This window comes from Deltaproteobacteria bacterium (assembly GCA_019308995.1).
Taxonomy (GTDB): domain Bacteria; phylum Desulfobacterota; class Desulfarculia; order Adiutricales; family JAFDHD01; genus JAFDHD01.
In genome coordinates, this window is the sequence record JAFDHD010000039.1 from 1 (window position 1) to 26387 (window position 26387).

The 26387-nt window shown below is 51.4% G+C and carries 25 protein-coding genes and 1 tRNA gene; 20 read left to right on the forward strand and 6 right to left on the reverse strand.

All coding sequences use genetic code 11. The annotated features are described in order from the left end of the window. The 18 genes from JRI95_08395 to JRI95_08480 all read left to right on the forward strand — a co-directional run. Nucleotides 1-145 (forward strand): helix-turn-helix transcriptional regulator (locus tag JRI95_08395; GenBank protein ID MBW2061565.1); only part of this gene is annotated, 145 nt, incomplete at its 5' end. 681 nt (nucleotides 146-826) lie between these two features. Next, complete coding sequence (locus tag JRI95_08400; protein MBW2061566.1) at nucleotides 827-1936, forward strand: sigma-70 family RNA polymerase sigma factor; 1110 nt, start codon at nucleotides 827-829, stop codon at nucleotides 1934-1936. A 249-nt stretch (nucleotides 1937-2185) separates the two neighbouring features. Then, a tRNA-Gly gene (locus tag JRI95_08405) sits at nucleotides 2186-2261 on the forward strand. 278 nt (nucleotides 2262-2539) lie between these two features. Further along, the gene (locus JRI95_08410) at nucleotides 2540-3061 is read left to right on the forward strand and encodes a ribosome maturation factor RimP (GenBank protein MBW2061567.1); all 522 of its coding nucleotides are present in this window, start codon (nucleotides 2540-2542) and stop codon (nucleotides 3059-3061) included. A 36-nt stretch (nucleotides 3062-3097) separates the two neighbouring features. Then, a complete protein-coding gene (gene nusA, locus JRI95_08415) occupies nucleotides 3098-4561 on the forward strand; it encodes a transcription termination/antitermination protein NusA (protein ID MBW2061568.1) in 1464 nt (487 codons plus the stop codon). 9 nt (nucleotides 4562-4570) lie between these two features. Next, nucleotides 4571-4852: a YlxR family protein gene (locus JRI95_08420; GenBank protein MBW2061569.1), complete on the forward strand. Its 282-nt coding sequence runs from the start codon at nucleotides 4571-4573 to the stop codon at nucleotides 4850-4852. A gap of 87 nt (nucleotides 4853-4939) precedes the next feature. Continuing rightward, the gene (gene infB / locus JRI95_08425; protein ID MBW2061570.1) at nucleotides 4940-7561 is read left to right on the forward strand and encodes a translation initiation factor IF-2; all 2622 of its coding nucleotides are present in this window, start codon (nucleotides 4940-4942) and stop codon (nucleotides 7559-7561) included. A gap of 24 nt (nucleotides 7562-7585) precedes the next feature. Next, nucleotides 7586-7876, forward strand: a complete 291-nt coding sequence (locus tag JRI95_08430) for a DUF503 domain-containing protein (protein ID MBW2061571.1) — start codon at nucleotides 7586-7588, stop codon at nucleotides 7874-7876. Between the two features lie 30 nt (nucleotides 7877-7906). Further along, entirely contained in the window at nucleotides 7907-8275 is a 369-nt protein-coding gene (gene rbfA, locus JRI95_08435; GenBank protein MBW2061572.1) for a 30S ribosome-binding factor RbfA, read from the forward strand. After that, entirely contained in the window at nucleotides 8241-9266 is a 1026-nt protein-coding gene (locus JRI95_08440) for a DHH family phosphoesterase (GenBank protein MBW2061573.1), read from the forward strand. The genes rbfA and JRI95_08440 overlap by 35 nt, the downstream gene beginning before the upstream one ends. Before the next feature lie 8 nt (nucleotides 9267-9274). Then, nucleotides 9275-10213: a tRNA pseudouridine(55) synthase TruB gene (gene truB / locus JRI95_08445; protein ID MBW2061574.1), complete on the forward strand. Its 939-nt coding sequence runs from the start codon at nucleotides 9275-9277 to the stop codon at nucleotides 10211-10213. Nucleotides 10214-10264: 51 nt separating this feature from the next. Continuing rightward, the gene (rpsO, locus tag JRI95_08450) at nucleotides 10265-10534 is read left to right on the forward strand and encodes a 30S ribosomal protein S15 (GenBank protein MBW2061575.1); all 270 of its coding nucleotides are present in this window, start codon (nucleotides 10265-10267) and stop codon (nucleotides 10532-10534) included. Nucleotides 10535-10591: 57 nt separating this feature from the next. Continuing rightward, nucleotides 10592-12685: a polyribonucleotide nucleotidyltransferase gene (gene pnp / locus JRI95_08455; protein MBW2061576.1), complete on the forward strand. Its 2094-nt coding sequence runs from the start codon at nucleotides 10592-10594 to the stop codon at nucleotides 12683-12685. Nucleotides 12686-12732: 47 nt separating this feature from the next. Then, nucleotides 12733-13998 carry an insulinase family protein gene (locus tag JRI95_08460; protein MBW2061577.1) on the forward strand — a complete coding sequence of 422 codons (1266 nt, stop codon included), beginning with the start codon at nucleotides 12733-12735 and terminating at the stop codon, nucleotides 13996-13998. A gap of 7 nt (nucleotides 13999-14005) precedes the next feature. Continuing rightward, nucleotides 14006-14461, forward strand: coding sequence for a dUTP diphosphatase (dut, locus tag JRI95_08465; protein ID MBW2061578.1), 456 nt, complete (start codon nucleotides 14006-14008; stop codon nucleotides 14459-14461). A gap of 160 nt (nucleotides 14462-14621) precedes the next feature. Continuing rightward, complete coding sequence (locus JRI95_08470; GenBank protein MBW2061579.1) at nucleotides 14622-15386, forward strand: MBL fold metallo-hydrolase; 765 nt, start codon at nucleotides 14622-14624, stop codon at nucleotides 15384-15386. Nucleotides 15387-15820: 434 nt separating this feature from the next. Beyond that, nucleotides 15821-16024, forward strand: coding sequence for a hypothetical protein (locus tag JRI95_08475; GenBank protein MBW2061580.1), 204 nt, complete (start codon nucleotides 15821-15823; stop codon nucleotides 16022-16024). 188 nt (nucleotides 16025-16212) lie between these two features. After that, entirely contained in the window at nucleotides 16213-17520 is a 1308-nt protein-coding gene (locus JRI95_08480; protein ID MBW2061581.1) for a tetratricopeptide repeat protein, read from the forward strand. A gap of 88 nt (nucleotides 17521-17608) precedes the next feature. Here JRI95_08480 and JRI95_08485 read toward each other — a convergent pair whose 3' ends face one another. Then, nucleotides 17609-18295, reverse strand: a complete 687-nt coding sequence (locus JRI95_08485) for an MBL fold metallo-hydrolase (GenBank protein MBW2061582.1) — start codon at nucleotides 18293-18295, stop codon at nucleotides 17609-17611. A 164-nt stretch (nucleotides 18296-18459) separates the two neighbouring features. On the opposite strand from JRI95_08485, the gene JRI95_08490 reads away from it, so the two are divergent. Together JRI95_08490 and JRI95_08495 are read left to right on the forward strand one after the other, a co-directional pair. Continuing rightward, complete coding sequence (locus JRI95_08490; GenBank protein ID MBW2061583.1) at nucleotides 18460-19665, forward strand: diadenylate cyclase; 1206 nt, start codon at nucleotides 18460-18462, stop codon at nucleotides 19663-19665. Between the two features lie 14 nt (nucleotides 19666-19679). Next, nucleotides 19680-20708 (forward strand): DHH family phosphoesterase, encoded by a 1029-nt coding sequence (locus tag JRI95_08495; protein ID MBW2061584.1) that lies wholly within the window; start codon nucleotides 19680-19682, stop codon nucleotides 20706-20708. Nucleotides 20709-20717: 9 nt separating this feature from the next. On the opposite strand, the gene JRI95_08500 is transcribed toward JRI95_08495, so the two are convergent. From JRI95_08500 to larE, 5 genes are all read right to left on the reverse strand, one after another. Beyond that, entirely contained in the window at nucleotides 20718-23108 is a 2391-nt protein-coding gene (locus JRI95_08500) for a GAF domain-containing protein (GenBank protein MBW2061585.1), read from the reverse strand. Then, on the reverse strand, nucleotides 23108-24565 hold the full coding sequence (locus JRI95_08505) for a glycogen synthase (protein MBW2061586.1): 1458 nt from the start codon (nucleotides 24563-24565) through the stop codon (nucleotides 23108-23110). Before JRI95_08505 ends, JRI95_08500 begins: the two co-directional genes overlap by 1 nt. 37 nt (nucleotides 24566-24602) lie before the next feature. Further along, on the reverse strand, nucleotides 24603-24773 hold the full coding sequence (locus tag JRI95_08510) for a hypothetical protein (GenBank protein MBW2061587.1): 171 nt from the start codon (nucleotides 24771-24773) through the stop codon (nucleotides 24603-24605). 11 nt (nucleotides 24774-24784) lie between these two features. Further along, on the reverse strand, nucleotides 24785-24991 hold the full coding sequence (locus JRI95_08515; GenBank protein MBW2061588.1) for a hypothetical protein: 207 nt from the start codon (nucleotides 24989-24991) through the stop codon (nucleotides 24785-24787). 106 nt (nucleotides 24992-25097) lie between these two features. Further along, the gene (gene larE / locus JRI95_08520; GenBank protein ID MBW2061589.1) at nucleotides 25098-25913 is read right to left on the reverse strand and encodes an ATP-dependent sacrificial sulfur transferase LarE; all 816 of its coding nucleotides are present in this window, start codon (nucleotides 25911-25913) and stop codon (nucleotides 25098-25100) included. Nucleotides 25914-26387: the final 474 nt, after the last annotated feature.

Consider the following 26387-nt stretch of genomic DNA (forward strand, 5'->3'; position numbering starts at 1 on the left):
TCGGGAGATCGGAGAGATCTTGAACATCAGCCCCAAGACCGTTAAAAATCATCGGGCCAATATCATGGGAAAATTGAACTTGCACTCTCAACATGATGTCCTCAAGTTCGCTCAGAGTATCCTCCTGGTCAACGTCGAACCTTAGGCCGGCTTGTTCAGCCTTCTGAGATCAAATGCTCACAACATGCTTTTTTCAGATGTCTGCTTACAAGGAAATGAAAGCTTTACCTGGCGGTCATTTCACTGGAGACAGACATTTATCTGTCCGATAGAAAGACCCCAAAGGAACCTGACTTGACAACTATCATAACTGGGTTCATGGGCCCAGTTTCCAGGAAAACAGGGCCTAGAATCCTGTACCTCAATCCCTACCTTCGACGCTACTGACCGGGTATTCGTCTTTTATCTTTTGTACCTCAAGTTTCATAATTCTTCCTGATACTTGGCCCTGCCTTGCCCCCTGGTATCTATCTTGACCGACATCATAAAGCCCCCATACACAATACATAGCCTTGATAAAGCTATCTGAAAAGATAATGGTTATCAGTCTCTGAAGGTAATTCTCGCCTTAAATTGTGGTTATCAGTCTCTGAAGGTAATTCTCGCCTTAAATTGATTCCTCCCTAAAAATAAGGTCTTTTTCCCTCGAAATGAGTCCTGAACCTCATTTACGCCTTCTATCTATTAAAGTAAATTTTTATTATGGGCATCAAGAAAAAGGAGAGGGGTTTCGGACATGATGATGGGAAGTCATCCTGTAAATCTAACAGAAACTTCAGTTTTTTCAAATTTTGAGCACCAGAATTTTAAAGCAGGCAGGATTGGATTGGCGAAGTATCAGGTAGCGGATGAAGGCCTTGCAGGTCAGGAAGTTAAAGAGGGTCGGGCTAACGAGAACACCATGATCGCTTACCTGAACGAAATGAAGCATTACAAGCGCATCACTCCGGAACGTGAATTGATCCTGGGGAAAAGGATTAAAAAGGGCCAGGAGATGATGGTCGCCTTAACCTTGAAATGTTCGGTTAAATTCAGGGAAATGCAGGATTTGAAGCATGAGGTCATCACCTGGCTGGAGAAGAGAAAGCGGCCCAATTTGACCGAAAACGAGACTATGTCCTTGATAGTGAGGAGCGTGGCGGACATGGCCGCTCAACATCCGCGCAGCAGAATCCTGGACGACCTCTATCGTCGCATCAAGCGCATTGACCAAAAGGTACGGGAGGCCAAGGAGGAATTAATTACTGCCAATTTGCGGTTGGTGATAAACATTGCCAAGAAATACATTAATCGCGCCTTGCCTTTTTCCGACCTCATTCAAGAAGGCAATGTGGGCCTGATCAAGGCGGCCAGCAAATATGACTACTCCACCGGGAACCGCTTTTCCACCTATGCCAGTTGGTGGATCAAACAATCTATTACCAGGGCCATTTATGATAAATCCCGCACCATCCGCCTTCCGGTGCACTTCGTCGAGGCGCGCAACAAATTTTTCAAGACATATTACGAGTTATTCGCAGAGCTTCAGCGAGAGCCCAGTCCCTCCGAGATAGCTGAGGCCATGGAAGTCAGCCTGGACAAAGTCCATATGATCATTCAGCTCATCCCTGAGCCCGTTTCTCTGGAAACCCCGCTGGCCGATGAAGAGTCTTTCCTCGGCGATTATATCGTGAGTGATGAAGACAAATCCCCATTTGAAAAGATAAGCTTTGATGAAATAAACAAGGTGGTGAAAGAAAACCTGGCCTCCCTTTCGCCAAAAGAAGAAAGAGTTATGAAATTCAGGTTTGGGATTGATGAAGATGAAGCCTGTAGTCTAGAAGGGGTTGGCCGTAAATTCAATATCTCGCGAGAGCGGGTGCGTCAGATCGAAAAGAAAGCCCTGGAGCGTCTTCGTCATCCCACCCGTGCTGAGCAGCTCCATAGCTTGCTCTAAAGATTATCACGGCTGCGCTGTTCCAATGGCGCAGCATATTTTTTTTAACAAATCTAAGGAGATAGTTTCAAAATGTTCCCATCCCGTGCGCTTTATTCTTATCGCGCCTTTTGAAAAGAAACAGCTTGCCTAGTACTGACTCGAAATAAACACCTGCCACCAGAGCACGCCCTGTATCAGCACCTCTATGATATTGTTGAAAAAAATATTGACATACAAATAGACAGGTGATAAAAAATACTTAGTTGAGCGGGCATAGCTCAGCTGGTAGAGCACAAGCTTCCCAAGCTTGGGGTCGCGGGTTCAAACCCCGTTGCCCGCTCCAGTAGTTGATGAGCAAGGGTGCGGGGTTTACGGTAACTGTTTAGAATAAATCCCGGCCAAAGCTGCAGGTTTATTTTTGTGAACCTGTTAGTGGAAGGCGCCTTGCAGGCGGGAAGTAGGTTTGTAGGGCGAGAGTGAACGCTTTCAGACTTAAAGAGGAAAGAGCGCACTCTGAAGCTTAGAAACAGCTCAGTTCATCTTGGCCGGCCCTTGAGATAGCAGAAAGGTGTCAACTATTGAAAGTGGGTTTCGTAACCCGCTTTCTTTTTGGCGGGTTGAATGAAAGACGAAATCCAAAAGGTGATTCAGGCGGTGGAAACCTTGGCCGGGCCAGCATTGGAGGCCCAAGGTTTCGATTTGATTGAAGTTCAGTACCGCCGGGAAAGAGGGGGTTGGGTCCTGCGTCTCTTTGTTGATCGAGCCTTTGAAACGGAACCATCTGCTGGAGTCCAGACTCCCGGCTCAGGGGTGACGCTTGATGACTGTGTTACTATCAGCAAGGAGATCGGGCGCCTGCTTGAGGCGCATGATGTTATCCCGGGGCCATATAACCTCGAGGTTTCTTCACCGGGGCTGGATCGGCCTTTAAAAAAGCTGGCTGACTTCGTTCACTTCACCGGTCGTCTCGTTCGAGTCAAGACGAAATCTCCTGTTAACGGGCAGAGAAAAATCAAGGGGCGGCTTCTGGGTCTTGAGAATGGACTGATTAAGTTGGAGGTCAACGGCCAGGCCTTCGAAGTTCGGTTGGATGAGACTGAAGGAGTCGTCCTGGAGCCGGAAGTGAATTGGGGCCGTGCATGATAAAGGTTAATAAAACCGTTTATTAGGGAGAAAAAAATGAGTTCCGATTTAGGACGTGTCATTGATCAGATCAGCCGGGATAAAGGCATTGATCGCCTGATCCTGATCGAAACACTTGAAGAGGCTATCAAGTCCGCCGTGAAAAAGAAGTTTGGTCTGGCCGACAACTTTGAGGTCAACTTCAATGAGGAATTTGGCGAGGTGGAGGTCTTCCAGTTCAAGGAGGTCGTGGAGAAGGTCACTGACGATAAACTCCAGATCGCTGTGGAAGACGCACGGCAGCTTGATATCGAGTCCCAGATTGGGGACGAACTGGGTGTCAAAATGGATACTGAAGAATTCGGCCGTATTGCCGCCCAGTCAGCAAAGCAGGTTATCATTCAGCGTATGAAAGACGCTGAGCGTGACATCATTTATGAGGATTATAAAGACCGTCAGGGCGAGATCATCAACGGCATTGTCCAGCGTTTTGATAAAGGCAATATTATCGTTAACTTAGGTCGAACGGACGCCCTTCTCGCCATCAGTGAACAGGTCCCGAAGGAAAATTACAGGCAGGGCGACCGTGTTCGAGCCCTCATTTTAGAAGTGAAGCAGATCACACGCGGCCCGCAGATAATTCTTTCCCGCACCCACCCCGATTTTCTGAAGGCCCTTTTTGAGATGGAGGTGCCTGAGATATCCGAAAGTATTGTGCGCATCGTGGCGGTGACACGGGAACCAGGCAGCCGCTCCAAGATAGCTGTTGTTTCCGATGACAAGGACATTGATCCGGTCGGGGCCTGTGTTGGGATCAGGGGTTCCCGGGTCCAGAGTGTGGTCCAGGAGCTGCGGGGAGAAAAGATTGATATCATCCCTTATAACCCCGACCCTGCCCGTTTCATTGTCAATGCCTTGGCCCCCGCGGTTGTTACCCGGGTCATCGTGGATGAACTCAATCGCACCATGGAGGTTGTGGTGCCTGATGAACAGCTTTCCCTGGCCATCGGCCGGAAGGGCCAGAATGTGCGCCTGGCCTCCAAACTATCTGGCTGGCGGATTGACGTTAAGAATGAGATAAAATATGAACGGATGTTAAAAGAAGGCTACCAGACTTTGCTGAACCTGCCTCAGATAGACGAGAAGATGGCAGATGCGCTTTATGAGGCTGGTTATACTTCTGTCTTCGATCTCCTGACTTCCAGCCCTGAAGAATTACAACAGGTTCCGGAACTGGACGAAACAAACCCGGAAGAGATCATCGAAGCCGCACGCATTTACATAGATAACGCCAAGATTGAAGAGGCCGAGGGAGATGAAGAGCCGGCCGGCGATGAGTCGGTTTCAGCCATGGATGAATCAGCCGAAACAACGGAAGAAGCGAGTGAGGCGGCTGAGGATGCAGAAGCCGCCCCGCCCCTGACGGAGTTATCGGAAGGCAGCAGTCCCTCTGTAGAAATGCCCACCCAGACCACAGAGGAGAGTGAAAAAGGTTTGGAAAACAAAGAGGAGTCTGGATAGGGGTGGATAGTGATTGCTGCATCAGGCTCCGGGGGCCCTATTCGGACCTGCCTTGGATGTTCAAGGAAGAGGATCAAATCCGAACTCGTGCGTTTGGCCCTGGACGAAAAAGGACGGGTCGTGTGGGACGAGCAGCAGATACGGCCGGGCCGAGGGGCTTATATCTGCCCTTCTCGAGTTTGCCTGAAAGCCATGTTAAAGAAAAAAAAGCTGGCTCGGGCCTTCCGCCGCCCAGTCTCGACCGCCCTTCTGGAATCATCGGCAGTACCATGGCAGGAAGAAATTTGTTAAAAGGTGACGTTACCTTAGATAGATCTGCACAAAGCGATTATGGCGCCGAGCCGCCTTTGAAAAAAATTACCTCGATGGAGGTAGTACATGGGAAAGATTAGGATCTACGAATTAGCCAAACAGCTAAACATGACCAATAAAGTGCTGGTACAAAAGCTCCAGGAGATGGGCTATCCGGTCAAGAGCCATTCCAGTACCGTTGATGAGTCGCAGGTCAGTGAGATTAAGGATCGTCTTGAGGGCCGCAAGTCCCAGGTAGTGGTCGAGAAGAAAATCCGTGCCACAATCGTTCGGCGGAGAAAAAAGATCATTGAGGTGTCCGCTGAGGAAACGGCTGAAGCCGAAGCCAAGGCGGTTGAGCCGACCGAGGCAGCGCCTTCGGAACCCCTGGAATCACCCCTTCAGGAGGAGCCAGCAGCCAAGGCGGTAGGTACACCTTCCCTCGCTGAAACACCGGCCACTGAAAGCGCCCTCGGAGAACCTGCAGAAACAGCTGGTGAGGCGGCCGCGGAGCCGTCGGTTGAAGAGCTGGCAGAGGAAGCCAAGCCTCAACCCAAAATAAAAAAAATAAAAAGACCAAAGGGAGAACCGGCCCGGATTATCAGTCGGCCCAAAATCGTACCTCCTGAGGCAAAACCAGAGGAAAAACCGGTTCCAAAACCAGCAACACCGCCTGAACCTCTTCCGGAGAAGCCAGTTCCGGAACCCACCGTCTCGCTCGTCCTGCCTGAAGCAGAGACCAAAAAGCTCAAGAAGAAAAGGAAAGCCAAAGCCGAGCCCGAAATATCTGATGAAGTAAAAGCCGTTCCCAAAAAACCGTTCCGGCGTAGGGAAATCATCGAGCGAACAGAACTTTATGATGAAGAACCCATGGGCCGAACCCGTTCGGCGCGATATCGGAAAATCGCCCGGGCCGTTAAAAAAACCCAAAAACCCGCTATTACTGTTCCCAAGGCCATTAAACGGCGCATAAAAATCGCTGAAGCCATTACCGTCGCGGAACTGGCCAAGAGAATGGGGGTCAAGGCTCAGGATGTTCTCCGGACGCTCATCAGCTTGGGGATCATGGCAAATATCAACCAGGCCATTGACTATGATGCTGCTGAACTGGTGGCCTCTGAATTCGATTATGAGGTGACCAAAGGCGCCTTTGACGAGGAAGAGGTTCTCCATCTGGTTGAGCCGGAAGAGATAGAAATGACCCTACGCTCGCCGGTGGTCACGGTGATGGGCCATGTAGATCACGGTAAAACCTTACTCCTGGACACTATCAGACAGACAAATATTATCGAAGGTGAGGCCGGAGGCATTACTCAGCATATCGGCGCCTATCATGTCAGTTTCGATGAAGGAAATATCACCTTTCTCGATACCCCGGGCCACGAGGCCTTCACCGCCATGCGGGCCCGGGGAGCCCGGATAACCGATATCGTGGTTCTCGTTGTCGCCGCCGACGATGGGCCTATGGAACAGACCCGGGAAGCCATTGACCACGCCAGGGCCGCCGGTGTGCCAATCCTTGTGGCCATCAATAAAATTGACAAACCCGAGGCTGATCCGGACCGCGTAAAACGCAGTCTCTCTGAACTGGGACTGGTTCCGGAGGAATGGGGCGGTGATACGATTTTCGCTAACGTCTCTGCTAAGACAGGGCAAGGGATCACCGAACTGCTGGACCTCATTCTCCTTCAGGCCGAAGTAATCGAGCTGAAAGCCGCGCCTCATGGCAGGGCACAGGGCCGGGTCATTGAAGCCCACCTGGACAAAGGCCGCGGCCCGGTGGCCACTATTCTGGTGCAAAGCGGTCTGCTTAAGCCTGGCGATCCCTTTGTTTGCGGCGTCTATTATGGCAAAATTCGAGGCATGCTCAATGACAGCGGCCGGAGACTGAATCAGGCCGGGCCGTCCCTACCCGTGGAAATTCAGGGTATTTCAGGCGTTCCTGGCGCCGGAGACGAATTCCTCGTCCTTGAGAATGAGAAAAGAGCCAAGCAGGTCAGCCAGTACCGGCAACTCAAACAGCGTGAGTTGGAACTGATCAAGACTTCCAAGGTAACCCTGGAAACTATTTACGAGCGGATCAAGGAAGGAGAGGCCAAAGAGTTAAACATCGTGCTCAAGGCGGATGTCCAGGGTTCGCTTGAGGCCATCAACGATGCGCTGTCAGCCCTGTCCACCGATGAGATCAAAATCATCGTCATCCATTCCACCACCGGTGCGATAAATGAAACGGATGTCATGCTGGCCTCCGCTTCAGATGCCTCGGTCATTGGGTTCAACGTCCGACCGAACGCCAAGGTCCAGGAACTGGCCGAATCCGAGAATATTGAGATTCGGTACTATGATGTTATCTATAAGCTGACCGAGGAAGTCAAGGAAGCCATGGTCGGCCTGTTAGAACCCACTTATGTTGAAGAAACGATCGGTACGGCGGAGATAAAGCAAACCTTTCAGGTTTCCAAGATCGGAACCGTGGCCGGTACCGCTGTCACCAGCGGGAAGATTGTACGCAGCGCTAAAGTGCGGCTGCTCCGGGATGGTATTGTTCTATTCGACGGCCTTATGGCCTCGCTCAAGAGGTTCAAGGATGACGTCAAGGAGGTCTCCAGCGGCTATGAATGCGGAATCAGCCTGGAAAATTTCAATGACGTTAAGGTCGGTGATATGATCGAGGCCTACGTCATAGAGGAAATGAGCGCCACTTTGTAAGAGGCTTGCCCCGAGGAAAAAAAGATGGTCGTTGGCATTCTGAGGGTTACAATGATTATCCCGGGCAACTCCTCCCTCAAAGGCAAACGGAAAGTCGTCAAGAGCCTTCTCGGAAAGTTGAGGGCGAAGTTTAATCTGGCCGCAGCCGAAGTGGAGGATAACGACCTCTGGCAACGCGCCGGACTGGGCCTGGCCCTGGTTGGGAACGACCGCCGATACATCAACTCGGCCATGGACAAGGTTCTCGATTTCATAGAACGAACGACCGAGGCGGAGATTATTGATTCTCAAACAGAGATTATCAACATTTTTTAAGAATCCGATTCTATCGGGAAAGACGCTGCAATGAGTACGAGAAGAGTGGCCAGAATTCAGGGTTTGATCATGGAAACGGTCTCCTACCTCCTGCTGGCAAAGGTCAAAGATCCTCGATTGCAGTCAGTCACGGTCACCAGGGTTGAGGTCAGCCCTGATCTGAGAAGGGCGATGGTGTACTACAGCTTTTTTGGCCAGGATGCGGACCGAGAAGCGGTTGCGCAGACTCTGAAAGGATCAACCGGTTTCTTCCGTCGGGAAGTCGGTCGAAAGGTGGGCCTGAAATTCGTGCCCGAGATTGTCTTTCGGTTCGACCAGTCAATGGAGTACAGCCAACACATGGACGAGGTGTTCAAGCGTCTGCATGCAACAGACACGCCGCAAGAAAATAAAAAATAAGTTTGAGGTGAACCAGATCGGTATAAAAACTCTGGCCGCACTCTTTCAGAAAAAAAACAGCTTTCTGCTTCTGAGCCATATAAACCCTGACGGGGATGCGTTAGGGTCCATGCTGGCCTTGGGAGAAGGCCTCAGGTCTCTGGGTAAGAGCGTGAGGCTGTTTAATGAGACAGGGGTGCCTCCGCTTTATAAGTTCCTGCCTCATGCAAAAGAAGTGGCCACTCGCCTCGACGCATGGAATGATTTTGATATCGCAGTTCTTTTGGACTGTCACTCCTTGAAGCGAGCGGGTAAGAAGGCTGCCAAGGCAGCCCTGATTCAAGACCTGGCGATCCTTGATCATCACGAGGTTGGGCAGCCGGTTCTATCGGCAGCCTCAATGATTGATCCGGAGGTTTCAGCCACTGGCGAGCTGATCTATCAGCTTCTGATCTCCATGGAGGTGGATATCACTCCCCAGATGGCAACCAACCTCTTCACAGCTATCAGTACTGATACCGGCTCGTTCAGTTTTGATAACACCACAGCCTCATGTCTGGACGTTGCGGCCGCACTGGTGAGACGGGGCGCCAGACCGTGGGAAATCTTTCGTCAGCTTAACTTCAATATGCCTCCTCAAAGATTGAATCTGCTGAGCCGGAGCTTGGAAAACATAGAGTATTACCACCAGGGCCGAATAGGAACCTTGACCGTCAACTCCGAGGTCATGGCCGCCACTAAGACTTCTAAAATAGACACCGAGGGGTTCGTCAGTTACCCCCGCTCGGTCAGAGGAGTGGAACTGGCCCTTTTAATCACGGAAAATGGAGATGGAGTCTGTCATGTCAGCCTTCGATCCCAGGGAAAGGTAGACGCGGCGGCCTTGGCTGGAACCTTTGGCGGCGGCGGACATCATAATGCCGCTGGCTTTTCCCTGGCTGGCACCGTTGAAGAGGTTAAAACCCGGGTCATATCGGCGGCCATCTCATTTCTGCCTCCAGAAGGGGCCTAAGGTCAGTCATGAAGTCGAATCGTTATAACAGCAGCCTCTCCGGCGTTCTGATCCTGGACAAGCCCGCCGGGCTGACCTCTTTTGAGGTGGTCCGGCGCATCAGGAAGGCTCTGGGGGTCAAAAGAGTTGGACATACCGGCACCCTGGATCCCATGGCAACCGGCCTTCTGCTTCTTTGCATCAATCAGGCTACCAAGCTCGTCCCCTTTCTCCAATCCGGGGAAAAGGGTTATGCCGGACGCATGATCCTGGGTCTGTGCACGGATACGGATGACATCACCGGGCGGGTTACCTCCAGGAAGACTGACTTCGACCTGAATCCCGAGGAAATTATCCGTGTGGCCGCAGAATTTGTCGGGCTCATCGAACAGGTCCCGCCGCAGTATGCGGCCTTAAAACACCAGGGTCAACCGGCCTATAAATTGGCCCGCCGCGGAGAAAAAGTCCCGACCAAGGCTCGGGAGGTGATGGTTCATGAGCTGACGGTTACAGAGATAGATTTGCCCGGGGTATCTTTCCTGGCTAGAGTTTCAAAAGGGACATACATTCGTTCCCTGGTGGCTGACTGGGGCCGCCAGCTTGGCACCGGCGCATGCCTGGAGAGTCTGAAGCGTTTGACCAATGCGTCCTTTACTCTTAAGCAGGCTATAACCCTTGAGGAGGCCGAGATTTTGGCACAAAAAGGTCGGCTGGCGGAGCGGATCATCCCCCTGGAAAACGCTCTGTCCTTCATGCCGGTCGTTCAGGTTCCCGGTGTTTTGATTCGCCTGGTCGAAAACGGGCAACCGCTGCCTTTGAACCGTCTGGAGAACTTCAACCCTCAGCCAGGCCCGGTACAAGTCATATCCCCGGAAACCGATCTACTGGCTGTTTATAAATATGACCCTCGAACAGCAGATAGAAAAAATGAAAGCCTGACACCGCTCAGGGTTTTAGGGCGGTCGTAAACTTTATAGGCTACCAAGGAGCCACCATCTTTATAAGGAGGATTTTTTAAGGTGACGCTAACTCAGGTAAGAAAAAAAGAACTCATTGATGAATTCAGGACTCATGATACTGACACCGGGTCTCCTGAGGTTCAGATCGCCCTGTTAAGTGAGCGGATCGGGTATCTTACAGAGCATTTCAAGATTCATAAAAAGGACCATCATTCCCGGCGCGGCCTCCTGAAATTGGTAGGCCAGAGACGAAGATTACTTAATTATCTTAGACAAAAGGATATTGACAGATACCGAGAGGTAATTTCCAGATTAGGCATTAGAAGGTAAAGCTAACTATTCATTAATATTTTAAATACTCTTTTTAAGAAAGACTGGTGAAAAAAGATGAAACTAGAAAAACAATTTGGAGAAGCAACCCTCATAATCGAGGCTGATCATGTAGCCAGACAGGCCAGTGGCGCGGTTATGGTCCGGTGTGAGGATACCATAGTTCTGGTGACAGTGGTGAGCACTCGCGACCAACGGACCGGGATAGATTTTTTACCCCTGACGGTAGAATATCAGGAACGTTATTACTCTGTGGGCCGTATCCCCGGGAACTTTTTCCGTAGAGAAGTTGGGCGGCCTTCGGAAAAGGAGACATTGATTGCACGCTTGATTGACCGACCCTGCCGTCCTCTTTTCCCTGAGGGCTGGAATTACGAAACCCAGATCATCGCCACCGTCCTCTCAGTAGATGAGGACTACGACGCCGATATGCTGGCCCTGATCGGCGCCTCCGCAGCCCTTGAAATTTCGGATATTCCTTTTCAGGGCCCTATCGCTGGAACGAGGGTGGTTCGAGTGGACGGAGAATTGGTGACCAATCCCGTTCAATCTCAAATCGAAAAGTCGGATTTGAACATCATCGTGGCTGGCAGCCGTGAAGCCGTGGTTATGGTTGAAGGTGAGGCGATCGAAGTGGAAGAAGAGGTGCTTCTGGAGGCCGTCTTCCTGGCTCAGAAGGAGATTCAGCCCATCCTGGACATGCAGGAGGAATTGAAGGCCGCGCTGGGAAAACCCAAACGCCAGCCCCCGCCGTTCGAGCAGGACGAGGCCTTTGCCACCATGGTCAAGGATCAATATCGCGCTGAAGCTAAAGAGGCTTTACTGACCCCGGCCAAGCAGGAACGGCACGAAAAATCTCGACTCCTTCGTGAACGAGCGGTTGAGGAGTTGAGTGAAAATTACCCTGATGCGGCTGAAAAAATCAGCCTGCCTTTTGAGGAGTTAGAGCGTGACATTCTCCGCGACCTGATCCTGAAAGAAGAGAAGCGGATTGACGGGCGGAGCGTAAAAGAGGTTCGCCCCATCAACTGTCAGGTGGCGGTTCTGCCTCGAGCCCATGGTTCAGCCATATTTACCCGCGGTGAAACGCAGGCCCTTGGCATCGCCACCCTGGGCACCAGCCATGACGATCAGCGCCTGGACGCCCTGATTGGCGAAACCTCCAAGTCGTTCATGCTGCACTATAACTTCCCGCCGTATTGCGTTGGAGAAGCCCGGCGTCTGGGCCCGCCCAAGCGCCGCGATGTGGGACACGGGGCCCTGGCTGAAAGGGCACTCAAGTCGGTGCTGCCAGATCAGGAGGAGTTTCCTTACACCATCCGTGTTGTGTCCGAGATACTAGAGTCTAACGGTTCTTCTTCCATGGCTACGGTCTGTGCCGGAACCATGGCCCTTATGGACGCCGGTGTGCCAATTAGGTCTCCTATCGCCGGTGTGGCTATGGGACTTGTAGTGGAGAACGGCGAGGTCGTTATCCTGACCGACATCATCGGTGATGAAGACCACCTCGGAGACATGGACTTAAAGATCGCCGGCTCCAGAAAAGGCGTGACCGGGATACAGATGGACATCAAGGTCAAGGGTATTTCAAAGGAGATTCTGGAAAAGGCCCTGAGTCAAGCCCGTGAGGGGCGCATGCATATCCTGGACGAGATGGAGAAAGTCATTGCCAAACCGCGACCCGAGCTTTCAGAATACGCCCCCAAGACAACGATCATCGAGATCAACCCGGATAAAATTCGTGACCTCATTGGGCCTCAAGGTAAGGTCATCAGAGCCATCCAGTCCGAGACAGACACCCGCATAGACGTGGAAGACACGGGCAAGGTTATTATTTACGCGCGTAACGCTCAGTCCGCCGATACAGCCATCAAACAGATCAAAGAGGTGACCCAGGAGGCGGAGGTAGATCAAATTTACAAGGGCAAGGTGGTCAAGATCATGGATTTTGGAGCCTTTGTCGAAATACTTCCCGGAACCGATGGTCTGGTTCACATCTCTCAACTGGCCCCGGAACGCGTAAAGGCCGTGACCGATGTGGTCAAGGAGGGCGATGAGATTCTGGTCAAGGTCCTTGATATAGACAAACAGGGAAAGATTCGTCTTTCCAGAAAGGCTGTCCTGGAAGAGGCTGCTGGGAAGCGCCATTGAGATAAGAAGCTAACTTCGGCTTCGTCAATTCATCAGGGTGGGAGGACGTGAAACCCTCGTACAGGAAGACCACGTTTGACAATGGGCTGCGCATTCTGACGGAAAGGGTGCCGCATGTCAAATCCGTCTCAGTGGGCATATGGGTGAACATCGGCTCCCGGGATGAGAACGAATCAGAAGCCGGCCTCTCCCACTTCATTGAGCATATGATCTTCAAAGGCACCGCTCGCCGGGACGCCCTTCAGATAGCTAAGGAGATTGATCAGATCGGGGGGATGGCCAACGCCTTTACGAGCAAGGAATACACCTGTTTTCATGCCCGGGTCATGTCCGATCACCTCCCTCTGGCAACCGATCTTCTAATTGACATCTTCCTTCACTCTGTGTTCGACTTCGAGGACATTGACCGGGAACGGCAGGTCATTCTTCAGGAAATCAACATGGTCGAGGATACGCCGGACGAGCATATTCATGTGCTCTTCGGCCAGAACTTCTGGCCCGGCGCGCCTCTCGGCCGCCCGGTCCTGGGAACGGTCGAGACAATCTCCCGGGCTGGCCGCGAAGAAATCTACCAGTATCTCAAGCGACATTATCTGCCTACCAAGATTATCATTGCCGCCGTCGGAAATTTGGAACATAAGGCCTTTGTGGATTTGATCGGGCCGTCCCTTGAGGCTATGCCAGCCGTTGAAGATAATCTGGTTCGTCAGCCCCCTGAGGTCAAGACCGACGTAACAATCACTGCAAAGGAGCTGGAGCAGGTTCACTTCTGCCTCGGCTCCCCGTTTCCAACCGCCGTGGATGAAAGGCGCTACGCTGCCGCTATGCTCAGTACCATCCTCGGTGGCAATATGAGTTCCAGGCTTTTTCAGGAAATCAGAGAAAACCGAGGCCTGGCCTACTCAATCTATTCTTTCCTCTCCACTTACATTGACGCCGGGTTATTAGGAATATACGCTGGAATCGGTCAGAAGCAGGTGAATGAAGTGATCCGCCTTATTCTGGCCGAATTAAAAAAACTCAGGATGGGAGAGATAAAGGATTCCGAGCTAAAAGCTGCTCGGGAGTATCTGAAGGGCGGGATCGCATTGAATTTGGAGAGCACGGATAACCTTATGACCCGCCTGGCTAGAAATGAGGTTACCTATCATCGGAACGTCAGCTATGAGGAAATCGTGACATCTATCAACAGGGTCGCCAAAGACCAGATCGTGGGCCTGGCCGAGGAATATTTCCAGCCGCAGAGCCTGGCCCTGACCGTCCTGGGCAGTGTTTCTGAAAACGAACTCCAACCCGATATTTTGAATCAGTAAGGAAGAGATGAAAAGCGAGATAAAGGTTCAGGTGAAGCGCATTCGCCCTGAAGAAGATCAGGACCTGCCTCTTCCGGCATACATGACGCCGCGTTCCGCCGGCATGGACCTCCTCGCGGCCGTAAAGGAATCCGTGGTCATGGAACCCGGACAGGTCATGCTGATTCCCACCGGCCTGGCCATGGCCCTGCCTTCGGGTTTTGAGGCGCAGATTCGTCCTCGCAGCGGTCTGGCCCTGAAAAAGGGCCTCAGCCTGATCAACTCCCCCGGAACCATTGATGCAGACTACCGCGGTGAGATCGGACTGGCGGTCATTAACCTGGGCCAAGAGCCGGTGACCATCAAGCGGGGCGATCGCATCGCTCAGATGATTTTCACCCGGGTCTGGCAGGCCGAGCTGGACCTGGTTTCAGAGCTGGAAGAGACCGACCGCGGCCCAGGCGGTTTTGGTCACACTGGTTGAGGCTGTGATCCGGTTCGGGCCGACCAGGCTGGAAGAGGATTCAAAAGCCCTTTCAAACTCATCCTTTGGAAAAGCGGTTGGGGAAGCTCTTCACCTGCGATAATAACAGAGCCGGTATTGTCTTTTGACATTGACTTTTCGCCAACGAGGAGATTGAGCCATAAAATTCTGTACACTCGCCAGCGGGAGCAAAGGCAACGCCATCTGGGTCGAGGCCGAAGGCGTGGCCGTGCTGGTGGACGCCGGCCTATCTGGGAAGGAGCTTGAACGCCGCATGGCCGTGGCGGGATTGTCCCCGCAGAAACTGCGGGCCATCCTGGTTTCCCATGAGCATCATGACCATATTTCCGCGGTCGGGATTCTGGCCAGGCGGTTGGGCTTGCCGGTTCACATGAATGAACTCACCCTGACCCAATGCCAGGCAGAACTTGCAGGGGTCTTGGTGAGCCTTTTCCGAACCGGAGAAAAATTTGATTTAGGGCCGTTCAGCATTCATCCCTTTTCCCTCTCCCATGACGCCGCGGACCCGGTGGGTTTTACCTTGAGCAACAATGGAGTCCTGCTCGGCCTGGCTACTGATCTTGGGGTGGCTACCAATCTCGTTCGGACGCGTTTATCTAATTGCAAGGCCCTGGTCATCGAGTCCAATCATGATCCCCAGATGCTCTTAAACGGCCCCTATCCCTGGGAGTTAAAACGCCGGGTGCAGAGTCGGCACGGTCACCTGTCCAATGATGACGCGGCCGAATTACTGAGCTCCGTGGCCCACAAGGGGTTGACGCAGGTCGTTTTAGCTCACCTGAGTGAAACCAACAATGAACCGGAGCTGGCCCTGGCTCGAGTCGGCTCTGTCCTGGCTCCTCTGGCAGATTTTCAACTAGAAGTGGCCTTTCAGGATACACCCAGCCAGATATTTGAACTTTAAAAACAATTTTTAAAAATGCTCCTTTTGATCAAGCTAGATCGAGGCCTTCCTGACCTCGGGCGGCCCCGACGACTTTATAGTCCGCTCTCCAGAGCCATGTACTCAACATCTTGTGCACAATAGGGTCGTCGTCAATGATCAAAACGAGCGGCGCTTCAGGCATCAGGCTTGCCTCTGATACTATTCCTTCTTTAAATGTACAATTAATCAGCCCTTAACCGCAATAAATTCTGAAATCGTCCGCTTAGCCGGGCCTGGAGCTTTCGCTGACGCGCCAGCGTTTCGATGTTTGTTGACCGGCGTCTTGCATTTTAAGGTTTGAACATATTCTGTGGTATAATTCGGTCATGCTTGAGGTATTGGTTTTCACACGCCTGATGTGAAGCGCCAGCGAGGATGTCAGGCCCCTGGTCGAGGAGCTGGTCAAACGCGGGGTGAACGTCGCCCCGCCTTATGACGTGAACTTGCTGGATGGCATGGCTGAGGCGGCTTACTGGGAAGTGCTGGATGAACCGGTGCCCGTGGTCCTGGTTGTGGATGAAAGCCAGAGATTTCAGCCGGTCGTAAAGTTATGGTCTGGCAAGGCCCCCAAAGCAAAAGAAGTCCTGGCAATACTCAAGCAGAATGAAGATCCGTAAAAAACCCCTGCGATTTTCTGGTTCCCAAGCCCCGACCTGGGAACGAGCATCGAAAACCTTCAATTTAACCATTCTTTACAAATATTAATAATTCATGATACTTTAATCCCCACAAGAGTTCAGGTTCCAATTACAATTTGTTCCATTCTCGTGGGTCTTCTGCCTTTGGCTCTTTACGGTGGTGTAATATGAGAACTGCTCTTGATATCCTCATTGTTATTTTTGGACCTTTGGCGGCCCTTGGCGGGTTTTTGTTTGGTGCGACTTATACTGCCTTTTTTTCTAAATATCCATCCCTCGACATACTTGATGGCCGGGACATCTATTATTTTTTCGTAACCTTCGCATCGTTTATTATTGTGGTCGCGGCAGGTGTTTACAGAAGAAGTTTAGGCCAGGAACCTCTGGAACTAAAAATAACCTATAGTCCCGGTCCCTCCGGTGAATCCATAGAAAAGGCAACCCTTACCGGTTTCGATAAAGAGATAAAAGACGCCACTGATGAGTTAGCTGCAAAGGCAAGAGACTACTTCAATGCTGGTGAACAGGATTATGATGCCAGCCGCTTTAAGGAAGCCGCTGGCAATTATCAGAGATCCGTGGACGTGCTTCCGACCATGTCCTGCTATTTGAACCTTGGCAATGCGCTTTTGAGCGTTTCAGATTACCCGCAGGCCAAAAACGCTTATGAATCCGGCCTGAAAATCGCCCGAAAGAAGAAAGATAAACAGCTTGAAAGCGCTTTTGTATGCAATATCGGCGTCATTTACGATAATCGAGGCGATCTGGATAAGGCACTGAAATTCCATCAGGACGCGCTTGATATTGACCAAGAGATCGGGTACCGGCAGGGCAAAGCCAACCAGTTAGGCAATATCGGCATCATTTACGGTGTTCAAGGCGATCTGGAGGCGGCACTGAAACACTTTCATGAAGCGCTTGAGATTCACCGTGAGATCGGGTATCGGCAGGGAGAAGCCAACCAATTGGGCAATATCGGCAACATTTACCTTGCTCAAGGCGATCTGGATAAAGCCCTGAAATCCTATCAGGAGGCGCTTGATATTCACCGCGAGATCGGGTACCGGCAGGGAGAAGCCAACCAATTGGGCAATATCGGCCTCATTTACCGTGATCAAGGCGATCTGGATAAGGCGCTGAAATCCCATCAGGACGCGCTTGATATTGACCAAGAGATCGGGTATCGGCAGGGCGAAGCCAACCAGTTAGGCAATATCGGCGTCATTTACGATAATCAAGGCGATCTGGAAGCGGCACTGAAATCCCATCAGAAGGCGCTTGATATTGACCAAGAGATCGGCCATCTGCAGGGCGAGGCCAGCCAATTGGTCAATATCGCTGTCATTTACGCCGAACAGGTGAAAAAGCGCGAGGCCCTGGAACTGCTGAATCAGGCCCTGAATATTTTTCAAGAGATCGGCGCCAGCAGGAAAATAGCTATAGTTGAAGAGAATATAAGAAAAATCTCTGAATAATCTACTGAATTTGTAAGTTTTAAATTATTGTACAATAGGGATTGGAGTTGAGGCAGAGCCCTGGAACGAGGGAATAAAACCAGGTTTTTCAAGCCGGATACTGGTCTAAAAATTCATGAATGAATTCAGCTACTTTATCTGTTCCGTAAAAAACACCAAAGTGCCCTTCGCAAAGGACGTCAGCCTTTAGGTCGAGTAAAGTCTTCATGGAGGCGCGCCAGGCCTTGAGGTCTGAACCAAACGAGGGATCAAACGGGCCGTGGATGTCCTGGCCGAAGAGGTAGCGTTTGCCGTCCCGATTAAGGTGAACCACCATGGACCCGGGGGTGTGCCCGGGCGTGTGCAGGCAGGTTAACTCGGTCTGCCCCAGGGCCAGACGATTTATCCGGCCTTCGAGTTTCACGGTCACTTCCACCGGCTTCAGGTCCAGCCCATAACTTTTCGCGACCGTTAAGACCGGATCGGCCGCTTCCAGGGCCTGGCAGTCTTCAGCGTGGGCCACAATGGACACACTATAATCCCTAACAAAATCGGCCAGGGCTCCAATGTGATCAATATGAGCGTGTGTGACAATGATCATGCGCAGGTGATCAGGGGCTTGACCGGCTAGCCGGATTTGATCTATGATCGCGGAGTAGCTCGGACCGGCCCCGGCGTCAATCAAGGCCAGTTCTTTCCCATCCTGAATCAAGTAAGCCAGGGCGTCCCGCGGATCGGTCAGATCAGGTCCGGCCACCATAAATATTCCAGGGCCGATTTGGGATGGGTGGGCCATACATACCTCTTATCTTAAAAACCGGGTTATTACAAGTTTTTAGGAAGACTCAAGATAAATTCCGGGGATTTTTAAACAGTCAACTGATCTGGAGTTGATATAAAATCTTTTTCTTCATTCAGGGAAATATTAAGTTATACTGATTATTATCAAGGAGAGACATTGTGTCCGTCCTGGGTATCATCCCGACATTAACCTTCCGGGACTTATTTGATATTCTTCTCCTGAGCCTGGTGGCTTACCAGCTCTTTGTCTGGTTCCGGGGGACAAAGGCCCTGCGAGTACTCATCGGCCTGGTGGTCCTGGGCCTGATTTATTCGCTGGCCAGATTTTGGGGCCTTTTCATGACTACCTGGGTTTTCCAGGTCCTTTGGCAGGTTTTAGTCATCCTGCTCTTAATTCTCTTTCAATCTGAAATCAGGCAGGTTCTGGAAAAGGTCAGCCCTTTACGTTACTTGAGATCGAGGCGCTATTTATCCGAGGCGAGTTCCATCCAGGACCTGGTTCAGGTAGCCTTCGAACTGGCCCGTGAAGAAACCGGGGCGATCATGGTGCTGGTCCGGGACGATAACCCCACGGAATTTATTCATTCGGGTCAGCCGGTCATGGGACTGCCAGGCCCAGCCCTGTTAAAAAGCATCTTCAATCCTCACTCGCCAGCTCACGACGGAGCGATCATTATTGCTGACGGCCGCCTGACAGAGATGGGTGCTATTCTTCCGTTGAGTGAGAGGGATAACCTGCCCGAGCAGCTTGGTACGCGGCATCGGGCCGCAATGGGGCTGTCTGAACGAACGGATGCCGTCTGTCTCGTGGTTTCAGAGGAGCGGGGTGAGGTCTCCACGGTGGTATCAGGAGAGTTTGTGACCTGGAGCGAACCCGAACCCTTGAAGGCGCGCCTCAATGACTGGCTCGGTTTAACCCCAACGCCCCGGCCCATGGTGAAAGGATTCCTCAGAGTTGCCTTTGTCGAGAATTGGGGAGTCAAGCTCGGCGCCTTTGCCTTGGTGGCCTTGGCCTGGCTGGCCCTGGCCGGTCAACAGGATTTCCACGTCACAGTGAACGCTCCGGTGAGGTATGTCAATATGACTTCCAATCTGGTCCTGGACAAGGAATCGGTTCAAGAGGTCAACGTGGAGCTCTCAGGCCCGCGTCATCAGGCGGCAACCCTGAAGGAAGGAGAGGTTCAGGTCCAGGTCAACCTGGGTATGCTGCCTGCCGGGGAACACTCGATTTACCTTTCGGTCAGAGACGTGGATCGCCCGCTGGGGCTGAGTATTCAGCGCGTCTGGCCGCAAAATATCAGAGTGGTGTTGAAACCTGAGGCGCGGGCCTTACCTTTAGCCAAAGAGGAGGACCGGCAAAGTTAGCCGGCCTAAAAAAAATGGTTAATAAAATTCATATCTTGCCTAAGTCGAGTACCATGATCGAGCGCCTTCATTTACTGTATGACTCGATCCAGAATGATGATCGGCTGCTTATCCTCATCCATGCCGACCCGGACGCCATCTCCAGTGCCTGCGCCCTGAAAAGGCTGCTGTGGAGGCGTGTGGCCTCGGTCACTATCGCCCATACCAACACCATCAAACGCGCCGACAACCTGGCTATGATCGAGCTGCTCAAGATTCCTCTTGTTCACCTGCGCCAGGTAAATTCGAATACCTTCACGCGTCGGGCCATGGTAGACTCCCAACCCCCTCACCATAAGAACTGGGCCGATTTGAAGTTTGACCTTATCGTTGATCACCACCCTCTGTGCGAGATAGATGCTTCGTTCGTTGATGTCCGGCCTGACTACGGAGCGACGGCAACCATCATGACCGAGTACCTGCGGGCAGCCAAAATCGTCCCAAGCCGAAATCTGTCCACCGCCCTGTTTTACGGCATCAAGACCGATACGCACAACTTCGCCAGTCAGGGCCAATTAGAGGACATGCGGGCCTTTCGTTTTCTTTTCCCCCATACCAACATCAACCTGATCAATAAGATTGAGAATTCGGAACTGACCCGGGCTGTGCTGAAGTACTTCCGTGAGGCATTGAACCGGTTTACAATATGGAAAGGGATGGCTTCAGTCTATCTGGGCCAGGTGGATAATGCAGATACACTGGTCTTGATGGCCGACTTTTTCGTGAGGGTCTATGAGATCAATCAGAGCCTTGTGGCCGGAATTGTCAAGGATCACCTGATTATTATCTTTCGCACGGCCGGTATCCGCAAGGACGCTGGCACACTTCTGACCAGGGCCTTTGGCCGCTTTGGCTCCGCTGGCGGGCACCGCACCATGGCCCGGGCGGAAATCCCGCTGACAAACCTTGACTCCAAGCTATTTGAGAAAGAGGGGGCTCTGGAACGCTTCATCCGCAAGCAGATCAAGAACCACTGGCGACCTGCCAAGTCCGAATCAGAATAGGGCTGCTGCTTAACTCACCTGGATCCCGGAATACTCGGTAGAAGGCAGCTTGACGATAAAGGACACTCCCTGCCTCTCCCGGTTGAATACGTCTATCTCCCCGTGATGCCGGCTCAGAATCTTGTGAACAATCGAGAGCCCCAGGCCGGCCCCGGTATCCTTGGTGGTGAAGAAGGGGTTGAAGATATTGGGCAGGACTTCGGACGGGATCCCTGGACCGGTATCAGCCACCTCGCAGGCCACTGAAGTCAGCTCGTAAAGCCGGGTCAGGTAGGTTCTTACGGTTAGGGTCCCACCATGCTCCATGGCCTGGCAAGCATTCAAGAACAGGTTGAAAAAAACGTGCTTGATCTGCCGCCTGTCCATGTATACTTGCGGAAGATTGGCATGAAAGTTCCTGTGGACCTCTATCTTTGCTTCAATCATATCTCGCTTCAGGAGATAGAGGGCTTCGTCAGCCACCTCATTTAAGTCGTTCCAGGTATAATGGACCTGACTGTCACGCGCAAAATCCAGTACATCGTGGAGGATCTTTTCCAGGCGGGCGACCTCATCAATGATCACCTTAATGTAAGGTTTGACGGGTGAATCTTCGTCAATAACCTTGAGGATGCGCCGTGTGAATCCCCCGATCGAGACCAGGGGATTACGAATCTCGTGCGCCATGCCCGCAGCCATCTCCCCTAAGGCGCCTAACTTTTCGACCTCCAGGAGCCGCTCGCGGGCCTGGCTTAGTTCCCGATTAACATTTTCGATGTATTCATAGAGCCTCGAATTTTCAATGGCCAGACCGGCCTGATTCGCCAGCATGGACAGGTTTTGCATGTCTTCTGATGTAATTGGTTCCTGACTGAAGGCCCGGTCTACAGCAAAGACCCCCACCACCTTGGCTTTGGCGAACATGGGCATTAAAGCGAAAGGCTGGCGGCCGAAACCGAACACCTTTGATATCTCCCATTTCTGGTCCACTTCCGTCACGATAGAGGCTTTTTTATTCAGAACGGTTTGAACCAGAATCCCGTCATCTTCATTCAGAGACAACTTGAGGTTGAGAAAATCTTCAAACTGGCTGGCCTCTTCAGGGGATAGAGGGTGCTTATGGCTCAAGACCGTGTCCAGATTTTCAAATTCCTCTTCCTTTTCTTTGACGGTTGCATGGGATATGGCCGCCCCGTTGAGATACTTTTCCTCTTCGTCTACAAGGAACAGCAGGGCGCGATCAAACCCGAGTCCCTGCTCGTGGGTCAGGGCGTTGGCGATGATATTCAGGAGTTCGTCCGTCTTGACCGTTATCATCATAGCGCCGCTAATGTCATAAAGAGAGCTCAGGCTGCGGACCAGGGCTTCATTGTGCTGACCGAGAGCATCAACGGTCTGGAAGGTCAGCGCGTTTTCCAGGGAACTGGAGATCATGGTTCCCATGGTGGTCATGAGTTCAAGGTCTTCCCGGTTGAATTCCTGTCGCTGGCCCGGGGCCGAAGCGGTTTTGTTGTAAAGGCACAAGGTGCCTTTATACTGGCCTTTGAAGCTTAAAGGCAGACAGAGGACGGACTTCTTTCCGCCTTCCTTTCTCATACCCTCACAATAGGGGTCCTTTGAGGCCGGGCCAAAGTAAGGTTCTTTTCGAGACACACACATACGAACCGCCTCTTCGATGGAGCCATTATCTTTATTCAACATGTGCCGGAACCGGCATCCGGTAGGGATGTTTCCGTATTCTGCAGCCACGCGCAACACGCCGGTACTTTCTTCTAGAACATTGAGGGCGCATCCTTCGGCCATGAGCACATTGGCGCTGATGGTGACCACATTATTTAATATCTCATCCAGTTCAATGGTCGCGCTGACCGCCTTGCCAACCTCATACAGGACCGATAACTCGGCAATACGTTTCTTGGCTTCGATATAAAGCCGTGAGTTACGGATGGTTCCGGCCATCTCTCGCGAGATGGTTTCAAGTAAAGCAAGCTGTCGCGGAAAATAGTGGCGCGGCTCAAAGTTGAGCAGGGCCAGGACCCCGTATAAATACTGGTCGTCCATGATCGGAAAGGTGACCAGGGTCTTATACTTCTGGAAAAAGGCCTGCAGCGGCCACTCCGAATTCCCGCGCTGCTCCGGCCCCAATAAAATTGATTTACGCATGAAGGCCGTTCGGCCGATAAAATTGTCTTTCAGATCAAAACGAAGCAGGTCCAGCTTCATCTGATCATTACTATCCGTGTTGCGCAGGACCAGGGCCATGCCTTCGCGGTCCAGCGTAAAAAGGCAGGCCCTGTCGGCAGTGAATTCCCTGACGATTAGCTTGAGAAGGTTGTTCAGGCGGCGCTCGATATCCACCGTCGAATTGGAGATACGGATCACTTTATCGAGCACTGAATAACTATCTGTTCTAGCCGGCATTAATTACCTCTGATCTTTGCCTGTGCCCGTTGGTACAGCTTCTCATATTCCGCCGCTACCTTGGTCCAGGAGTAATCGTAACTCATGCCTCGAAGCATTAATTTTTCCCAGGCCTGCCTGTCTCTGAACATGTGTACCGCTCTGGCCATAGCCTGGAGCAAGTCCTTTAGGGTGTAGTCTGAGAATTTAAAGCCGTTCCCATTGTCTGGGTCCTGGTAGCAGTCAATGATTGTATCATCCAGCCCACCGGTAGAACGGACCACAGGAACTGTGCCATACTTCAGGCTATAAAGCTGCTCCAGCCCGCACGGCTCGTAGCGCGAAGGCATGAGGAAAATGTCCGCCCCGGCCATGATCTTATGAGCCAGTGATTTTTCATGCATGAGTATGATGGCCACTCGATCCGGATAAGCCGCGGCCATATCCTTGAGTAAAACATGATATTTATCTTCCCCGGTGCCAAGGATGACCAGCTTCAGGCCGAGGGCGATAAAACGATCCATGGCCGCAATGATGAGATCAAGACCCTTACGTTCAACCAGTCGAGAGATAACCCCCACTATCGGGTCCTCGTCCACCACGAGACCAAACGCCTGGGCCAGGTCTTCCCGGCATTGAGCCTTTGGGGTTAGATTTTGAGGAGAGAAGTTAGCCGCAAGATTTTGATCCACCGCTGGATCCCAGACCTGGTAATCCACCCCATTGAGCACGGCAAAGGTGTCGTGTTGCCTGGCCTTAAGAATTTCCTCCAGGCCAAAGCCATATTCCGGAGTCAAGACCTCCCGGGCGTATTTATGGCTGACAGTACTGATCAGATCAGCAAAGATCAAACCGGCTTTGGCCAGGTTGAACTTGCCTTCAAACTCAATGTACTCCGGCGTAAAGAACTCCCAGCCCAGACCGGTGATCGGGAAATCATAATGCATGAAGACGCCTTGGGAGCCTAGATTGTGAAAAGTGAATAAAGTAGCAGTGTTGGCCAGATTTTTCAAATTCTGATACAGGGTCTTGACATAAACCGGGATCAGACCTGTCTGCCATTCATGGCAATGAATAACTTCCGGTTTAAGCCCGGAGAGACGAATAAATTCCAGCACCGCCCGGGAGAAAAAGATGTACCGCTCGGCATTATCCTCATAATCTCCAAACTCATTTCCATACAGCCCATCTCGGTCATAGAATTCGTCGCAGCCCACAAAGAAGACATCAATATCGCCTTCCATCTTTGTAGAGAAGAACTCCGCGGTCTTCTCCTGCCTCGAAAGCGGTATGATAACCTCTTCTGAGATGCGGGTTAAAGGATATCCGGCCGCTGTGGTATAACGGTGCTTGGGCGTGATGATTCGAAGGCGGTGGTTCCTTTCAGCCAGGGCCCGGGCAAGATAATGTGAAATATCCCCGAGGCCGCCGGCCCGGGCAAAGGGAATGATTTCCGGCGTAACTAAAAGGATATCCATGACTTGCTCCGGGTAACCCCTCTGCCTCCCTCGGCTGTCACCAGCACAAAACCCTGTCGTTTTCGAAGATAAGAACAATCAGTTGATCGTAGTCTACTGGTTTTTGGTATAGATAGAACTTCGTGACCTCGTTCTGTCCATGCCAGGCGTCAGCCAGGGTCTTAATCTTTTCGTCCGGTTCTGTTTTAAAAATATGCAATATTTTCATCAATTATGCCATTAAAAAGTGATTAACACATCGTATTTTCGAATCTCCGGGGCCATATCCTTGAGCGACATGAAATTAATAAACCTGAACCGGTTCACATTGTCTTGGACATTGGAGAAGACCTTGCCTTCCAGATCAAAGATCATCTCCAGTTGGTCCAGAAAAGCCTCTTGACGTTCTCCCATCACAATGGGTGCGTCAACAATAAAAAGGGCCACGTACAGGTTCTCAATTCCCAGTCCAATGCAGCTGCGGGTACATTCCCATCCGAATTAACCAGAATACCTAATACTTCAGCCATATTGTTGCTTTATTAAAGAAGTATTAATTGCCGTCTCTTTCATCAAATACCCCGCTCTGGTACCCGGCCAGATCCAGGGTCACAAACTTGAATCCCAGGGCCTTGCAACCTTCCACCAGGGTCTGGCGAAGCTTATCGTCCTGGAAAAAATTAATTAGCTTAGGAGGAATTTCCAGGCGCAGGATATCCCCGTGATGCCGAGCTCGACCTCCAAAAAAACCATGAGCGGCCATCAGCTTTTCAGCCTCAAAGACCTGCTTGAGCGATTCTGGAGTCAGAATTGTGTTATAAGGAAAACGCGTCGCCAGGCAAGGCAGGGCAGGACGATCCCAGTTGTTTAAACCCAGGGCCCGCGCCAGGGTCCGCACATCGGCCTTTTTTAATCCGGCTTCCTTGAGGGGGCTTTTAAGTCCGGTTTCGATTACAGCACGGGCTCCAGGACGGTAAGACAGGCTATCATCGGCATTACCGCCTTCCAGGACAGATTCAAGGTCGTGCTCTTCAGCCTTTACCTTCAGCAGGCGGGCCAGGGCTTTTTTACAGTGATAACACCGCTCAGGGGAATTGGTCCTTATTTCATCCAGAAAGAGAGGCTCAAACTCAAAAATCAGGTGCTCAACCCCCAGGTTCCGGGCAATCTTCTGCGCGGCCTCAACCTCACCAGGGGGGCTTAAAACCGATCTCACTGTGACAGCCACGGCTCGATTCGGCAGGACGTTAGACGCGACCTTAAGAAGAAGACTGCTGTCCACACCCCCGGAAAAGGCCACTAGGGCTGATCCGAATCCTTTCAAAGTGTTTTTCAGGATTTCTAATTTTTTCTTTAACTGATCGTCCATTGCAGAAATCTGTATGAACTTGGTTTTGAAGAAGATTTTCCCCACAAATATTAAGAAAAATAATACCTGCTCCCTGAAGCCTGGTCAAGGCCTCTTTATGCTGTAACACGAAGCATGGTGAACAGATAAGAGCTTGTTTTCAGAATTCTAATTAATAAATGGAAATTAAAGGCCACGAAGACTGCTCACTGCTTTCTTTTTATAGGGATTGGCAAAATAACTTTTCGATTAAACCTTTTTCGGGGGAAACCAAAGGAAAGATTGCTTCACAGAGCCTGTCCAGAGCGAAAGCAAAGGGCTCGCAATGACATCCTATTGATATTATTATAAAATGTCATTGCGAGGAACGAAGTGACAAAGCAATCTCAAACCTTTTCAATCGGAACGTGTTCTTGCTATTTGCTCTGCTTACAACGGCTTGACCGGAAGGCAGATATCAAAGATAAATTTATTTTCCGGATTGTCCTTGGGGTC

Bases quoted from the DNA above. Each gene is read 5' to 3' on its own strand.
- pnp (MBW2061576.1), top strand. From the start codon at position 10,592: ATGAAACTAGAAAAACAATTTGGAGAAGCAACCCTCATAATCGAGGCT.
- JRI95_08495 (MBW2061584.1), top strand. From the start codon at position 19,680: ATGGTTAATAAAATTCATATCTTGCCTAAGTCGAGTACCATGATCGAG.
- truB (MBW2061574.1), top strand. From the start codon at position 9,275: ATGAAGTCGAATCGTTATAACAGCAGCCTCTCCGGCGTTCTGATCCTG.
- JRI95_08480 (MBW2061581.1), top strand. From the start codon at position 16,213: ATGAGAACTGCTCTTGATATCCTCATTGTTATTTTTGGACCTTTGGCG.
- rbfA (MBW2061572.1), top strand. From the start codon at position 7,907: ATGAGTACGAGAAGAGTGGCCAGAATTCAGGGTTTGATCATGGAAACG.
- nusA (MBW2061568.1), top strand. From the start codon at position 3,098: ATGAGTTCCGATTTAGGACGTGTCATTGATCAGATCAGCCGGGATAAA.
- JRI95_08430 (MBW2061571.1), top strand. From the start codon at position 7,586: ATGGTCGTTGGCATTCTGAGGGTTACAATGATTATCCCGGGCAACTCC.
- JRI95_08500 (MBW2061585.1), bottom strand. From the start codon at position 23,108: ATGCCGGCTAGAACAGATAGTTATTCAGTGCTCGATAAAGTGATCCGT.
- JRI95_08410 (MBW2061567.1), top strand. From the start codon at position 2,540: ATGAAAGACGAAATCCAAAAGGTGATTCAGGCGGTGGAAACCTTGGCC.
- infB (MBW2061570.1), top strand. From the start codon at position 4,940: ATGGGAAAGATTAGGATCTACGAATTAGCCAAACAGCTAAACATGACC.
- dut (MBW2061578.1), top strand. From the start codon at position 14,006: ATGAAAAGCGAGATAAAGGTTCAGGTGAAGCGCATTCGCCCTGAAGAA.
- JRI95_08510 (MBW2061587.1), bottom strand. From the start codon at position 24,773: ATGAAAATATTGCATATTTTTAAAACAGAACCGGACGAAAAGATTAAG.
- JRI95_08440 (MBW2061573.1), top strand. From the start codon at position 8,241: ATGCAACAGACACGCCGCAAGAAAATAAAAAATAAGTTTGAGGTGAAC.
- larE (MBW2061589.1), bottom strand. From the start codon at position 25,913: ATGGACGATCAGTTAAAGAAAAAATTAGAAATCCTGAAAAACACTTTG.
- JRI95_08485 (MBW2061582.1), bottom strand. From the start codon at position 18,295: ATGGCCCACCCATCCCAAATCGGCCCTGGAATATTTATGGTGGCCGGA.
- JRI95_08505 (MBW2061586.1), bottom strand. From the start codon at position 24,565: ATGGATATCCTTTTAGTTACGCCGGAAATCATTCCCTTTGCCCGGGCC.